This is a genomic window from Thalassococcus sp. BH17M4-6 (assembly GCF_049323015.1).
Taxonomy (GTDB): domain Bacteria; phylum Pseudomonadota; class Alphaproteobacteria; order Rhodobacterales; family Rhodobacteraceae; genus Puniceibacterium.
In genome coordinates, this window is the sequence record NZ_JBMPGU010000016.1 from 33,054 (window position 1) to 46,232 (window position 13,179).

The following is a 13,179-nucleotide window of genomic DNA, read 5'->3' on the forward strand; positions in this document are numbered from 1 at the left end:
AGAGCTGCGGGGCGTTTTCTTTTGGCGCGGTGTCAGGCCTTGGCCTTCTTCGCCTTCTTGGTCTTTTTCTTGGCGTCCTTGACCGCCTGCTTTGCCTTGGCGGCGGCCTTCTTGGCCTTGGCCTTGGCTTTTTCGGCAACCGTCTGGGCCTTCTTCGCGGCCTTGTCCGCTTGCTTCTTGGAGCTGGCGGCTTTGTCCTTGGCGGCGGCTTTCTTCTTGCCCGAGGTCTTGGGCGCCTTCTTGGATTCAGCCGGGGCCTTCGCCTTCTTCGATTTCGCGGGCTTGTCGGCCTTCGCGGTCTTTTCAGCTTTCGCAGGCTTCGCAGCCTTGTCGGCTTTCGCGGGCTTCGCAGCCTTCGCGGGCTTTTTGGTTTTCGCAGGCTTCGCAGCCTTGTCGGCTTTCGCGTGCGTCTCAGCTGCCTCTGCCGTCGCAGGCTCCGCGGCCGTGCCGTTGACCACCTCTGTCGGCTGCTCTGCGATCGGCTCGGGCGTCGCGACCACCGGCGATGCGGCGGTCTCGGCCTCTGCGGGCGTTGCGTCAACCGTCGCATCGGCCGCCGCAGACGACAGGCTGCGCGCGCGGGCAGCGCCGATGCCGGGGATCTCTTGCAGGTCTTCCGGGCTGCGCGACGCAAGGTCGGCGGCGGACATGATGCCGTGCTCCCGCAGCAGCGTGGCAAGGGCCGGACCGACGCCGGACACCTCTTCAATCGATTTCATCGTCAGACTCTCCTTGGTCTGGGCGGCCGGCGACCCCGCAACCCGGGACCGCGGAACCGGGCCTCAGGCGGCTTTCTTGAGCGCCTTCTTGGCGGATTTCAGTTTGCTCTCGTGACGCTTGATCTTGGCCTTGCGGGCTTTGACCTCGGCCTTGAGCGACTTGATCTTGGATTTCTTCGACATCGGTGTCTCCTTTGACAGTTCTTGGCTCCGCGTCAGGACCCGTCTTCGTGCGACGCAAGGAAATCGCGAATGAACCTGCGGATTTCGCGCGCGGCGCTGGTGTCGAGCTCTTCGCACAGCGCCACAAATCGGTCCCGGTCGGCGCCCGCGATCCTGATGATCAGCTGGCTGTCCTTGAGGTCCTTTTTTTTCGATTTCTTCTTGTCGGCCACGGTTCCGGTCTCCACGGACAGGGTGCACCGCATATGCAATGCATATCTAATGTATATACTTTTTCAGCAGAGGCAACCGGGCCGGCCACCCTTGGCAAACCGGTGCCATTGGTGTTCCCTTGGTGCGAGGCATAAAGGGACCCCAACCATGCAGATCACCCGCAGCGCAGATCATGACAGCCGCCCCGGCAATCCCGCGTATTTCACCGGCAGTGTCACACTTGAACAAGTGCCGACGCCCGAGGCCCCTGCCCGCCTGAACGCCGCGCGGGTGACCTTTGCCCCCGGCGCACGCACCTTCTGGCATACGCACCCGCTGGGCCAGACGCTGGTGGTGCTGTCGGGGACCTGCCTAGCGCAGACCGACGGCGGGCCGCTGCAAACGCTGCAACCGGGCGATACCGTCTGGTTCGCGCCGGGCGAAAAGCACTGGCACGGCGCGGGGCCGGACGGCGCGATGACCCACCTGGCCCTGCAAGAGGCACAGGACGGCTCTGCCGCCGACTGGCTCGAGGAGGTCAGCGCGCAGCAATACTCCGGCGGGTGACGGAAAAATCCGCCCCCGTCGCGACGGACCGCGCCGCCTGCGCCGTATTATCCCCTGACGCCCAAAGTCAGGAGGATCCGATGCGCCTTCCCTTCGACACCGGCCTGATCGGCCCCGCGCTCGGGCTCCTTCTGGGGCTGGCGGCGCAGGGGCTGACCGTCGAGGTCTGGCCGGCCCCGGGGCCAGACCCCCTCTCCCCCCTGAGCGAAGAGCGCGCCGCGCCCGGGGATTGAGCAGCGCACCCCGGCTGGACATGACCGCGATTCTGCGGCTTTCATGCCGCCATGACCGCCCCGACCCGCCGCAGCCAAACCGCCCGGATCGAACGCCGCATGGGCGACTGGATGCGCGCGCGCCTGCCGCACGGGCTGGCCGAGTTTGTCATGTTCGTGCTCAAACAGGGCTGGGCCTGCCTTTTCGCGATCATGATGCTGGTCGGCATCCTTGTGTCGTCGCGCATCTGGCAGGGCGACTGGCCGGTGTGGCGCTACGACGCGCTGACGCTCTATGCGATCGGATTGCAGGTGCTTTTTCTGACGCTGAAGCTGGAGACCTGGGCCGAGGCGCGGGTGATCCTGCTCTTTCACCTGACCGGCACGGCAATGGAGATCTTCAAGGTCAACGCCGGGTCCTGGAGCTATCCGGAACCGGCGCTGCTGAAGCTTTGGGGCGTGCCGATGTTCTCGGGATTCATGTATGCCTCGGTCGGCAGCTACATGGCGCGGGTGATCCGCATCTTCGACATGAAATTCGCCCCCTACCCGCCGTTCTGGACCACCGTGGTGCTGGCGGTAGCGATCTACGTGAATTTCTTTGCGCATCACTTCCTGCCCGACATCCGGCTGGCGCTGTTTGCCGCGACGCTGGTGCTTTTCGCGCGCACCCGGGTCTGGTTCACCATCGGGCAGACCCCGCGCTGGATGCCGCTGCCGCTGGCGGCGTTTCTCACGGCGATCTTCCTGTGGGTGGCCGAAAACGTCGGCACCAACACCGGCACCTGGATCTACGCGGGCCAGACCCCGTTCGAGCGGGTGAGCTTTGCCAAGATGGGGTCGTGGTACCTGCTGCTTTACGTGAGCTTTGTCACGGTGACGCTGGTCCTGCGCGATGTTCTGCTGCGCGCGCCGTTCACACCAGCCCGCGCCAGCGCAGCAGCAGCAGAAGGATCACCCCCAGCAGCAAGAGGTTGAAGACCAGCGCCCCCAGCATGCCCAGCAGCCGCCCCCGCCGCCGGTCACGGGCATCGACGTCGGTCAGGTGCGCCTCGGCGCGCTCGGCCGCGGCCAGCACGGCGGCCTGATCGACCCGTAGCGCCAGCTTGGGATGGGCCAGCATGATTTCGGCCTGGCTCACCCGGTCAAGATCGTGCCGGACCGCGCGCGGCAGGTCGCGGCCGACCTTGCCGCTTCTCCGGGCCAGCCCGCCGCGCCGCGCGCCGAAGCGGGACTCGAGCAAACCTTCGAGGCGCGCGATCCGCGCCGGTATGTCCGTCTTTTCATTCATCGGCCCTGACTAGCGCGCCGCCGGGCCAAGCAAAAGCGCAAAGCGTGTCCACGGCACTGGCCCCGCCCGGCAAAGCCCGCTAAACCGCTGGCATGCTCAATACGCTTTCACATGGCACACCTACCGACCAGCCGCCGCTGGTGATCGTGCACGGCCTTTACGGATCGGCCCGCAACTGGGGCGTGATCGGCAAGCGCCTGTCGGATCAGCGGCAGGTTATCGCCGTGGATCAGCGCAACCACGGCGACAGCGGCTGGACCGACAGCCACAGCTATCCCGACATGGCCGGGGACCTGGCAGAGGTGATCGCGGGGCTGGACGGCCCGGCGGATGTGCTGGGCCATTCCATGGGCGGCAAGGCCGCGATGGTGCTGGCCATCACGCAGCCCGCCCTGGTCAACCGCCTGATCGTGGCGGACATCGCGCCGGTGCCCTATAGCCACAGCCAGATCCAGTATATCGAGGCGATGCGCGCGGTGGACCTTGCCCGCGTCGAAAAACGCTCGGACGCGGTGGCGCAACTGGCCGCACATGTGCCGGATCCGGGGTTGCAGGCGTTCTTTACCCAATCGCTCGACCTGAAGGAAAAGCGCTGGAAACTGAACCTCGACACGCTTGCGGCCGAGATGGACAAGGTGCTGGGCTTTCCTGATGTATCGGGCCAGTTCGACGGCCCGACGCTGTTTCTGTCGGGCGCGGAGTCGGACTACGTGACCCAGGACGCCCGGCCCGTGATCCGCGACTTCTTTCCGCAGGCCCGGTTCGCCAGGATCCCCGGCGCCGGGCACTGGCTGCATGCCGAAAAACCCCGCGAATTCGAAGCGTCGGTGCGCGCCTTTCTGGACCTGACCGCCTGACAAGGCGAGGAAAGCCCGCAAGGGCTTGAGGAGCAGCGCCACCGGTTTTCAAAAACTGAAAACCGTGCTAGCCGTCCAGCAGCCGCAAATCGCCCTCGAGCCAGGGCAGTTGCGTCAGCGCCGGGTCGATCACCAGCGTCTGCAGCAGGTGCCGCGCCGTACGCGCCACGTCCCGTGGCACCTCGTCGGTCCAGTCCGTCCCGGCAAAAAGTGCGATGGTGCGGGCAAATGGCGGAAACGGCAACGCATGCGCCTCGACCTCTCCATGCACCCGCGCCGCGCGCATGTACCCCAGCGGCGTCGTGATACTCCACCCCACGCCGCGGGCCACCAGCGTCATCAGCGACAGATGCGTGCCGATCTCGAACCGTTCGTCGAAGCGCAGGTCATGCCGCGCCAGGTGCGCCTCGACCTGCCGCCCGATCAACTGATCACGGTCATGCCGCAAAAGCGGCAGGCCCTGCATCACCGCATCCAGCGATCCGGCCTCGCGCAGCGCGCCGCGCGGCGTCACCAACAGGAACGGATCGCGCACCAGCGGATATTCCGCCACGCCGTCAAGCGCCTGCCCGCTGCTGGCGGCGACGGCGATGTGCAGCCGACCGGCCTGCATCGCGGCGCTGATCTCGTGGCTCGGGGCGGAAATCAGCTTGAAGCGGCAGCGCGTCAGGCTGTCGGCCAGGATCGTCACCAGCCGCGGCGTCAGGTCATTTTCGAAATCGTCGATCATGCCAAGGTTCAGCGTGCTGAGATGCGTGAGATCCATCACCGTCAGCTCGTTGCGGGCCTGTCGCAGCTCGCCCAGCACGGTCTGGGTGCGCGCCAGGAACGACCGCCCCGCCGCTGTCAGGGTCATCGGGCGGCGACCGTGATCCAGCAGATCGACGTCGAGCGCGGATTCCAGGTTGCGCATCTGCTGGCTGACGGCGGGCTGGCTCAGCCCCGTTGCCTCGGCCGCCTGGGCGACCGATCCGGTAGCGGCCAGCGCCTCGAACACCTCGAGCCCGCGCAGCGTCACGCCCTTCATCACCATCCCGCGCCCCTTTGGCAGCCACATTCACCTTTTGTGAATAGGGCCCGCCCTCAGGTCAACGAAAATCACCGCACGCCTAGCGGTAGATCCGGCACAGCTGTTCGGCCCGCGCAGCATAGCCGGTGTAGCGTTTCCAGAACGCTTCATGCGTGCTGCGGTCGGATTGCCGGATCTCCTGCGCGCGGTGCGGATCCTTGTAGAACTTCACCGCCATGCGCTGATCCTGCCCTGAAAGATCCTGGTTCGCCACGGTCTGGATACATCCGCAAAGCTCGCGGCTGCGCGCCTTGCGGTCGCTGGCGAGACAGGCCCGGGCGATGGGGCCGCCCGACAGCCGCATCACCTGTGCCGGTTCCCGGTCGTACCGATTGCCGCCACCGCATGCCGCCAATAGCGACAGACAGATCAGAATTCCAATCACTCTCATGACACCGCCTCGATCCCGGGCCGGGCCAAAGGGTTCGTCCCTCCGTGCAACCGGCCAACATTGCCTGCGCAGCAGAGTGCCCGATTGCCACGGGATTTTCAATTCACGTTTGTTTTGGACGGGCCCCGGATCAATCCGCGCCGAAGAGCCGCCTGGCCGCCTCCGGCGTGTAGCGGCCCAGCCGCACATCCTCGGCCACCAGCGCCGGGTCGCGGTCCGCGGCCGGTCCATAGCCGCCGCCCCCCGGCGTGCGCACCCGTACCCGGTCCCCGGCAGACAGCGCGATATCCTGCGCCTTGGACAGGTGTTCGGGCACAAAGGTCGTGTCGCCCTGCGTGACCTCGACCCGGTTCACCCCGCCGTCACAGCCGCCCAGCACGCCCTGAGGGCCGAACCGCCCATGATCCATGACAAAGCTCGCGCGCGCCGTGCCGCGCAGAATCTCGACCTCGTAATCAAGGCCAAAGCCGCCACGCTGCCGTCCCGCGCCGCCCGAGCCATCATGAAGCGCGTAGCGGTGATATAGCACCGGAAACTGCTGCTCCATGATCTCGACCGGCGGGGCCTTTGAAATGCCGATGGTCGAACAGCCGTTGGAAATGCCGTCGCCGCCCGCATAGCCGCCATAGCCGCCGCCGGAAATCTGGTACATCACGTAGGACCGTCCCTCCTCGGGCACCTCGCCCCCCAGCGCAAAATTCCCCGACGACCCCGCAGGGGCCGCGGTCACGCGGTCGGGCAAAGGCGCGACAAGCGCGGCGAACACCGCCTCGGCGATGCGCTGGCTGACCTCGGCGGCGCAGCCCGACACCGGGCGCGGATAGCGCGCGTCGAGAAAGGTGTTTTCCGGTCGGATGATATTCAGCGGCTCGAACGCGCCGGCGCTGATCGGCACGTCGGGAAAGATGTGCCGCATGGCGAGGTAGACCGATGAATGCGTGGTCGCCAGAACCGAATTCATCGGCCCCGCGCAGGGGGCGGAGGAACCGGTGAAATCAAAGGTCAGCGTGTCGCCGTCGGCGGTGATCGCCAGCCTGATTTCCAACGGTTCGTTCACCACGCCGTCACTGTCGATATAAGCGGTGGACCGGTAAGTGCCGGACGGGATCAGGGCGATATTGGCGCGCATCTGCCGCGCGGCGCGGGTCCGAAGCTCGGCGATCGCCGCCTCGACCGTGGCGTCGCCATAACGGTCCAGCAGTCGCGTCAGCCGCGATTGCCCCACGTATAAGGCAGCCGCCTGTGCCTTGACGTCGCCGATGCGCTGGTCAGCCACGCGGATGTTGGAACAGATGATGCTGTAGATCTCTGTATCCAGCTTGCCTTCCTTGAAAAGCCGCACCGGCGGCAGGCGCAGCCCCTCCTGCTCTACCGCCGTGGCGCTGGCGGAAAACCCGCCCGGTACCGCGCCGCCGGTGTCGGGCCAATGCCCGGTGTTGGACAGCCAGCAGAAAATCCGCCCCTCGCGCCAGACCGGCATGGCAAAGCGCACGTCCATCAGATGCGTGCCGCCCAGATAGGGGTCATTGACGATATAGATGTCGCCGGGTTTCGGGGCCGCCACCCGCCCGTCGCCGATCATCTCGATCAGCGTGGCGGTGGAATACTGCATGGTCCCGACAAAGACCGGCAACCCTTGCGAGCCTTGCGCGATCAGGCTGCCGTCCGCCGCCGAATAGATGCCGTCAGAGCGGTCGTTCGCCTCGGCGATGACCGGCGAAAACGCCGCGCGGGAAAAGCTCAGGTCCATTTCGTCGCAGACCTGCTGCAGACCCGATTGGATGACCGTGAGGGTGATCGGATCAAGAGACGTCGTGTCGGTCATTGGTTCTGCCCCACGGTTACGACAAGATTGCCATCCGCATCCTGAACGGCGGTATCGCCCGGCTCCATCACCAGGGTGCAATCCATCTGTTCCACGATGGCCGGACCTTGCAGCGTCGCGTCAGCGGGCAGATGATCGCGCCAGTAGACCGGCGTGTCGACCCAAGCGTCGAACCAGACCTGCCGGGTGCCTGTCAGGGCCGCATCCAGCCTGTCCTTGCGTCCGGCGGGGTCGATCAGTGCCGACAGGTCCACCTCGGCGCGGCGCCCGATGACGGAGGTGTTGACGTTGACAAGCGAAGCGCGGATTTCCGGCAGTTCGACCTGAAAGCGTCGGAAATACGCCTCTTCGAAGAGCCGCTGCAGGGTGTCGCCGTCCGGTGTCGCATCGGGCAGCGGCACGCGCAAAAGGTGGGTCTGGCCGATGAATTGCATGTCGACCGAATGCATCACCCGGGTTTCCGCCACCTCGACCCGCTCGCGGGCAATGGCGGCGGTCCCGTCCGCCACCTGCCGGGCAAAGGCGGCGTGCACCGCGTCCATATCGCAGTGATCCAGCGGGCTGTTGATGGTCTGCACGAAATCGTGCCGCAGATCCGCGACGATGCACCCCAGCGCGTTGGTGATCCCGGGTCGCGCGGGCACCAGCACCCGCGGCACGCCCAATTCGCGGGCGATGGCGCAGGCATGCAGCGGCCCGGCCCCGCCAAAGGCGAAGAGCGCGAAATCGCGCGGGTCCTCGCCCAGCGAGATCGACACCATGCGCACCGCATCCGCCATCTTGGCGGTCGCGATCCGCAGCACCGCCGCCGCCGCCTGCGTCGCGTCCAGCCCCAGCGGCACGCCCAGCTTGTCGGCAAAGACCGTGCGGATCGTGTCTTGCGTGACGCCGCCCGCACCGGTGTTCAGCTGGCCGGGGTTCATCCGGCCCAGCAGCATGTTGGCGTCCGAAATCGTCGGATCGGTCCCGCCCTTGCCATAGCAGATCGGCCCCGGCGTGCTGCCCGCGCTGTCGGGCCCCACCTGCAGCAGCCCCGCAGTACTGACCCGCGCGATCGACCCGCCGCCGGCACCCACCGTGCGCACATCGACCATGGGGACATGGATCGGCATGGCATATTCGATCTCGATCTCGTGGCTGACGGCCGGGTCCGCGCCCCGGATCATCGCCACATCCGTGGACGTGCCGCCCATGTCATAGGTCAAAAGGTCCGGAATGCCCGCACGCCGCCCGGTATAGGCGGCGGCCATCACCCCCGACGCGGGGCCGGACATCACCGTCTTCGCCGCCTCATCCGCGACGATGCGGGCCGACACCATGCCGCCGTTGCCGTTCATCACCAGCAGATCGCGGGTATAGCCGCGGTCGGCCAGCCGGTCGGCCAAGCGTTCCACGTAGCGGCGCAGAAGCGGCTGCACGCTGGCGTTGACCGCCGCCGTCACCCCGCGTTCGAATTCGCGACTTTCCGACAGCAGCGCGTGACCCAGGGTGATGTTGCCGTTGGGCCAGATCTCGGCCGCGATCTCTCCGGCGCGGCGTTCATGGGCGGGGTTGGCATAGGCGTGCAGGAAATGGATCACCAGCGCCTCGCACCCCGCCTCTGCCAACTGCCGCAGGGCGGCGCGCAGGGCGTCTTCGTCCAGCGCACGATGCACGCTGCCGTCGGCCAGCATCCGCTCTGGCACCTCTAGCCGCAGGTCGCGGGGGATGAGCGGGCGGAACTGGCCCGACATGCCGTAGGCCTGCGGACGGGTCCGCCGCCCCAGTTCCAGCACGTCGCGGAACCCTTGGGTGGTGATCAGACCGGTCTTGCACAGCCGCCGTTCCAGCACCGCGTTCGTCGTCGTCGTGGTGCCGTGCACGATCAGATCAAGCGCGGCGGCATCCACATCCGCCGCATCCAGCGCCGCCAGAACGCCATGCGCCTGATTGTCAAGCGTTGTCGGGACCTTGGCGAGTTTGACCCGGCCCGCACGGCTGTCGTAATGCACCAGATCGGTGAAGGTACCGCCGACGTCGATCCCGGCAAAGCTGCCGGTGCCGGTTTTCGTCCCGTCGCTCATTCCGGCACCTGACCTGCGGCCAGGATCGCCGCGCGCACGCGGTCGGGCGTGGCGGGCAGATGGTGGACACGTGCGCCGCTGGCATGGGCGATGGCATTCAGGATCGCGGGCGCTGTCGGGATCAGGCAATGTTCGCCCAGCCCCTTGGCCCCGTAAGGTCCGTGCGGATCGGGGCATTCGATGATCAGGCTTTGCACCTCTGGCACATCACCGAATGTGGGGATCAGATAGTCGTGCAGGTTCTCGGTCCGGCCCGGCAGGAATTCCTCCATCAGCGCAAGGCCGATGCCCTGCGCGATGCCGCCTTCGATCTGGCCTTCGACCAGAAGCGGATTGATGGCGCGGCCGACGTCATGCGCGGCGGTGACCTTGATCAGCGTGACGGTGCCCAACTCCAGGTCGACCTCGAGCGTGACCATCTGCGCGGCGGTGCCGAAAACGGCGTAAGGCACGCCCTGCCCGTCGGCATCCAGAGGCGTGGTGGGCGGATCGTAGCTCTCGCAGGCTTCCAGCGCATAGCCGTCGCCGGGCGGCAGCGGGATGCGCAGGGTGGTACCGTTGTCCGACAGGGTGACCATGCCGTCTTGCAGCGAGATTTCCGCGTCATCCCCCACATTGCCCAGCCGCAGGATCTGCGCGCGCAGGGAGGCGCCGCAAAGCCGCGCGGCATTGCCGGTGACAAAGGTCTGGCGGCTGGCCGAGGTCTTGCCCGCGTCGGGCGTCACATCGGTATCCGCGCCGATCAGCGTGATCTGATCCACCGGCAGGCCAAGCGCCGTGGCAAAGATCTGCGGGATCACGGTGTTGGAGCCCTGACCGATGTCCACCGCGCCCTGATGCAGACAGACCGTGCCGTCGGGCGTGATGCCCGCGCGGATGGTCGACGGGTTCGACATCGAGGTGTTGCCGCAGCCGTACCATCCCCCGGCCACGCCGACACCGCGCTTGCGTGTGGTGTTTGCGGCGTTGAAGGCTGCGACCTCGTCCAGCGCTGTCTGCCAGTGCGGCACCAGCGCGTCGAAACAGTCGCCGATGCCCATGCCGGTATCAAAGACCTGCCCGGTCACTGTCGGATCGCCATTGCGCAGGCAGTTGCGGCGGCGAAACTCCAGCCGGTCGATGCCCAGTTTCCCGGCCAGCATGTCGAAAAGCTGTTCCTGCGCCACCGCCGATTGCGGCACGCCAAAGCCGCGGAACGCCCCTGATGGCGCGGTGTTGGTGTGCACCCCGATGCTGCGCGCGCTGTAATGCGGCACCCGGTACGGGCCCGAGGCATGGATCGGTACGCGATTGGCCACGGTGGGGCCCCAACTGGCATAGGCGCCGGTGTTGAACGTGCCCTCGAACTCGGCCGCCTGCAGCCGGCCATCGGCATCGGCGCCAATGCGCATGGTGATCTGCGACGGGTGCCGCTTGGTCGACGAGGCGATGCTTTCGCCGCGGGTGTAGGCGATGCGCACGGGCCGCCCCAGCCGCCATGCCGCGAGCGCCACATAGGGCTGCGCGGTCAGGTCTAGCTTGGAGCCGAAACCGCCGCCGGTCGCGGTCGGCTGAATGCGCACGGCATCGGGCGAAATGCCCAGGATGCGCGCAAGGCCATCGCGGTTCATGTAAGGCGCCTGGGTGCAGCACTGCACCTCGATCCGGTCACCGACCCGGCGGGCGACCGCCGCTTCGGGTTCGATGTAGGCATGTTCGATAAAACCGGTGGAAAATTGCCCCTCCACCACATGTGCCGCATCCTCCAGCGCCGCCTTGGCGTTGCCCTTGCCGACGTAACCCCGGCACATGATGTTGCGCGCGCGTTCGTTGTGCAGGAGTGCCGCGTTCCCCGCCCCGTCGGGGGTCAGCACCGCGGCGCGTTCTTCCCATGTCACCGGAAAGGCGGGCATCCGCGCCAGCGCTTCTGCCGGGCCGACCACGGCGGCCACAGCCTCGCCCCGGAACCGTGTCTCGGCCTCGGCAAAGACCGGCTGATCCTCGAACCCCGGGATCACGCCAAAGCGGTTGTCGCCCGGCACGTCGGCGGCGGTCAAGATAAGGTCGAGGCCGTTTTCGGCGCGGAACGCCTCGAGATCGCCAAAGACAAAGCCCGCGCGGTGATACGGCGACCGGATCACCCGCAGATGCAGCGCATCCGCAGGGGCCACGTCGTCGCCAAAGCGTTCGGCGCCCGACACCTTGGGCCAGCCGTCGAGCCGCGCGATGGGCGCGCCCAGACCGCCCTCGGCCGGGGGCGCGTCGTTCGCGGTATCCATCACCGCCGCGATGATCTTGCGATAGCCGGTGCAGCGGCACAGCACCCCGCCCAGCGCATCGCTGACCACGTGTTCGTCAAGCGCCGCACCGGTCCGTAACAGCGCCACCGCCGACACCATCATGCCCGGCGTGCAGATGCCGCATTGCGCCGCCTGATGGCGCTGAAACGCACGCGCCAGCCGCTGGGCATCCGGGTCGCGCGCCACCAGCCCCGCCAACGTATCCACCTGCCGCCCCTGCGCCTGCCCCGCGGCGGTGATGCAGGCGCAGACCGGCACGCCGTCCAGCAGCACCGTGCAGGCGCCACAATCCCCGGCGTTGCAGCCGACCTTGACGTCGCGGGCACCCGCGGATTCGCGCAGCACCTCGGACAGGCGCGCGGTTGGCGCGGTTGGCACCGACACCTCTTCGCCGTTGAGCAGAAAGGCAATCCCGTCCTCGGGCAGATCAAGCGACATTCGAAACCTCCATCGCCTGCAGGAGCGCGCGGCGGACCAGGGTGCGCACCGCGTCGGTGCGGTAGGTGGCGGGTGCGCGCACATCGTCGATGGGCGTCAGCACCGACAGATCGGCCTGCGCGACGATGTCGGCCACGTCACGGGCGTCGGCCCCGGCCAGCGCCGCCTCGAGCGTATCGAGCCGCCGGGCGACCGGGGAACAGGCCCCGACGGCGATGCGGGCACGGCTGATCCGGCCCTGCTGGGCGGCGACCGTGACCCCGATCATCGCGATCGAGATCACCAGGTAGCGCCGCGCGCCCAGCTTGAGGAAGCCGCCAGTGTCCTCGGCAAAGGGCACCTCGAGCGCGGTCATTAGTTCGTCCGGGCGGCAAGCGGTCTGGCGCGGCCCTTGCAGGAAATCGCCCAGCGGCAGACGCCGTTCGCGGCCTTCGCGGGCCAGCACCACCTGCGTGTCCAGCGCCAGAAGCGGCGGCACCCCGTCGGCGGCGGGCGAGGCGTTGCAAAGGTTGCCCGCCAGTGTCCCGGTGTTCTGGATCTGCATCGCGCCCACCTCGGACGCGGCCAGCTTCAGCCCGTCGAACAGCGGCGGCAGATCGGCGCGCAGCACGTCCGTCCAGGTCGTGGCCGCCCCGATGCGCCAGCCGCTGTCGGTGCGCGCGATGCCACGCAGCCCGGCAATCCCGGTGACGTCGATCATCCGGTCGGGCGGGGCGGCATCGCGCAGCGCCGGATAGACGTCCGTCCCCCCTGCCAGCACCACCCCGCCGTCCGCCAGCAACGCCAGCGCCGCGTCAAGCGATGTGGGGCGATGCAGCGTCATGGGATAAGCCCTCCGGCGGCCAGGTTCATTTGTGTGCAAACGATATCGCCACGTTAGGAACTTGCACGAAGCGCTGTCAATTCCCTTTCCGACGGCGCTGCGGATTCGGCGAAAGATTCCCGCCGAGGCGCTTTTTGAATGGGCTTTGCCCGCTTGGCGCCAAAGCGCGGCGGATGCGCCAATTTTGGGCGCCTCTGCCCCGCAGCCGCCGAAACGTCGTCAAAACCTGTTGACTCCGAAAGGTCTGCCGTGCGTTCGTATACAAACGAA

At 67.2% G+C, this 13,179-nt stretch carries 13 protein-coding genes; 4 read left to right on the forward strand and 9 right to left on the reverse strand.

Annotated elements, in window-relative coordinates; all coding sequences use genetic code 11:
- Positions 1 to 32: 32 nt before the first annotated feature.
- Positions 33 to 701, reverse strand: a complete 669-nt coding sequence (locus ACOXXX_RS18660) for a helix-hairpin-helix domain-containing protein (RefSeq protein ID WP_422828128.1) — start codon at positions 699 to 701, stop codon at positions 33 to 35.
- A 233-nt stretch (positions 702 to 934) separates the two neighbouring features.
- Positions 935 to 1,129: a hypothetical protein gene (locus tag ACOXXX_RS18665; RefSeq protein ID WP_422828129.1), complete on the reverse strand. Its 195-nt coding sequence runs from the start codon at positions 1,127 to 1,129 to the stop codon at positions 935 to 937.
- Between the two features lie 133 nt (positions 1,130 to 1,262).
- Here ACOXXX_RS18665 and ACOXXX_RS18670 point away from each other — a divergent pair, with 133 nt between their 5' ends.
- From ACOXXX_RS18670 to ACOXXX_RS18680, 3 genes are all read left to right on the forward strand, one after another.
- The gene (locus ACOXXX_RS18670; RefSeq protein ID WP_422828130.1) at positions 1,263 to 1,661 is read left to right on the forward strand and encodes a (R)-mandelonitrile lyase; all 399 of its coding nucleotides are present in this window, start codon (positions 1,263 to 1,265) and stop codon (positions 1,659 to 1,661) included.
- A gap of 80 nt (positions 1,662 to 1,741) precedes the next feature.
- On the forward strand, positions 1,742 to 1,894 hold the full coding sequence (locus tag ACOXXX_RS18675) for a hypothetical protein (protein ID WP_422828131.1): 153 nt from the start codon (positions 1,742 to 1,744) through the stop codon (positions 1,892 to 1,894).
- Between the two features lie 51 nt (positions 1,895 to 1,945).
- The gene (locus tag ACOXXX_RS18680; protein WP_422828132.1) at positions 1,946 to 2,851 is read left to right on the forward strand and encodes a DUF817 domain-containing protein; all 906 of its coding nucleotides are present in this window, start codon (positions 1,946 to 1,948) and stop codon (positions 2,849 to 2,851) included.
- On the opposite strand, the gene ACOXXX_RS18685 is transcribed toward ACOXXX_RS18680, so the two are convergent.
- Complete coding sequence (locus tag ACOXXX_RS18685; RefSeq protein WP_422828133.1) at positions 2,790 to 3,116, reverse strand: hypothetical protein; 327 nt, start codon at positions 3,114 to 3,116, stop codon at positions 2,790 to 2,792. The two genes, ACOXXX_RS18680 and ACOXXX_RS18685, sit on opposite strands and share 62 nt — an antisense overlap.
- Before the next feature lie 140 nt (positions 3,117 to 3,256).
- Between ACOXXX_RS18685 and ACOXXX_RS18690 the strand changes: the two genes are divergently transcribed.
- The gene (locus ACOXXX_RS18690) at positions 3,257 to 4,021 is read left to right on the forward strand and encodes an alpha/beta fold hydrolase (protein WP_422828134.1); all 765 of its coding nucleotides are present in this window, start codon (positions 3,257 to 3,259) and stop codon (positions 4,019 to 4,021) included.
- A 67-nt stretch (positions 4,022 to 4,088) separates the two neighbouring features.
- On the opposite strand, the gene ACOXXX_RS18695 is transcribed toward ACOXXX_RS18690, so the two are convergent.
- From ACOXXX_RS18695 to ACOXXX_RS18720, 6 genes are all read right to left on the reverse strand, one after another.
- Positions 4,089 to 5,054 carry a LysR family transcriptional regulator gene (locus tag ACOXXX_RS18695; RefSeq protein WP_422828166.1) on the reverse strand — a complete coding sequence of 322 codons (966 nt, stop codon included), beginning with the start codon at positions 5,052 to 5,054 and terminating at the stop codon, positions 4,089 to 4,091.
- 76 nt (positions 5,055 to 5,130) lie between these two features.
- Positions 5,131 to 5,481 carry a hypothetical protein gene (locus ACOXXX_RS18700; RefSeq protein ID WP_422828135.1) on the reverse strand — a complete coding sequence of 117 codons (351 nt, stop codon included), beginning with the start codon at positions 5,479 to 5,481 and terminating at the stop codon, positions 5,131 to 5,133.
- Positions 5,482 to 5,611: 130 nt separating this feature from the next.
- Positions 5,612 to 7,306, reverse strand: a complete 1,695-nt coding sequence (locus ACOXXX_RS18705; RefSeq protein WP_422828136.1) for a hydantoinase B/oxoprolinase family protein — start codon at positions 7,304 to 7,306, stop codon at positions 5,612 to 5,614.
- Positions 7,303 to 9,369: a hydantoinase/oxoprolinase family protein gene (locus tag ACOXXX_RS18710; protein ID WP_422828137.1), complete on the reverse strand. Its 2,067-nt coding sequence runs from the start codon at positions 9,367 to 9,369 to the stop codon at positions 7,303 to 7,305. Before ACOXXX_RS18710 ends, ACOXXX_RS18705 begins: the two co-directional genes overlap by 4 nt.
- The gene (locus ACOXXX_RS18715) at positions 9,366 to 12,086 is read right to left on the reverse strand and encodes a molybdopterin-dependent oxidoreductase (protein ID WP_422828138.1); all 2,721 of its coding nucleotides are present in this window, start codon (positions 12,084 to 12,086) and stop codon (positions 9,366 to 9,368) included. The genes ACOXXX_RS18710 and ACOXXX_RS18715 overlap by 4 nt, the downstream gene beginning before the upstream one ends.
- The gene (locus ACOXXX_RS18720; protein ID WP_422828139.1) at positions 12,076 to 12,909 is read right to left on the reverse strand and encodes an FAD binding domain-containing protein; all 834 of its coding nucleotides are present in this window, start codon (positions 12,907 to 12,909) and stop codon (positions 12,076 to 12,078) included. The genes ACOXXX_RS18715 and ACOXXX_RS18720 overlap by 11 nt, the downstream gene beginning before the upstream one ends.
- Between the last annotated feature and the right edge of the window lie 270 nt (positions 12,910 to 13,179).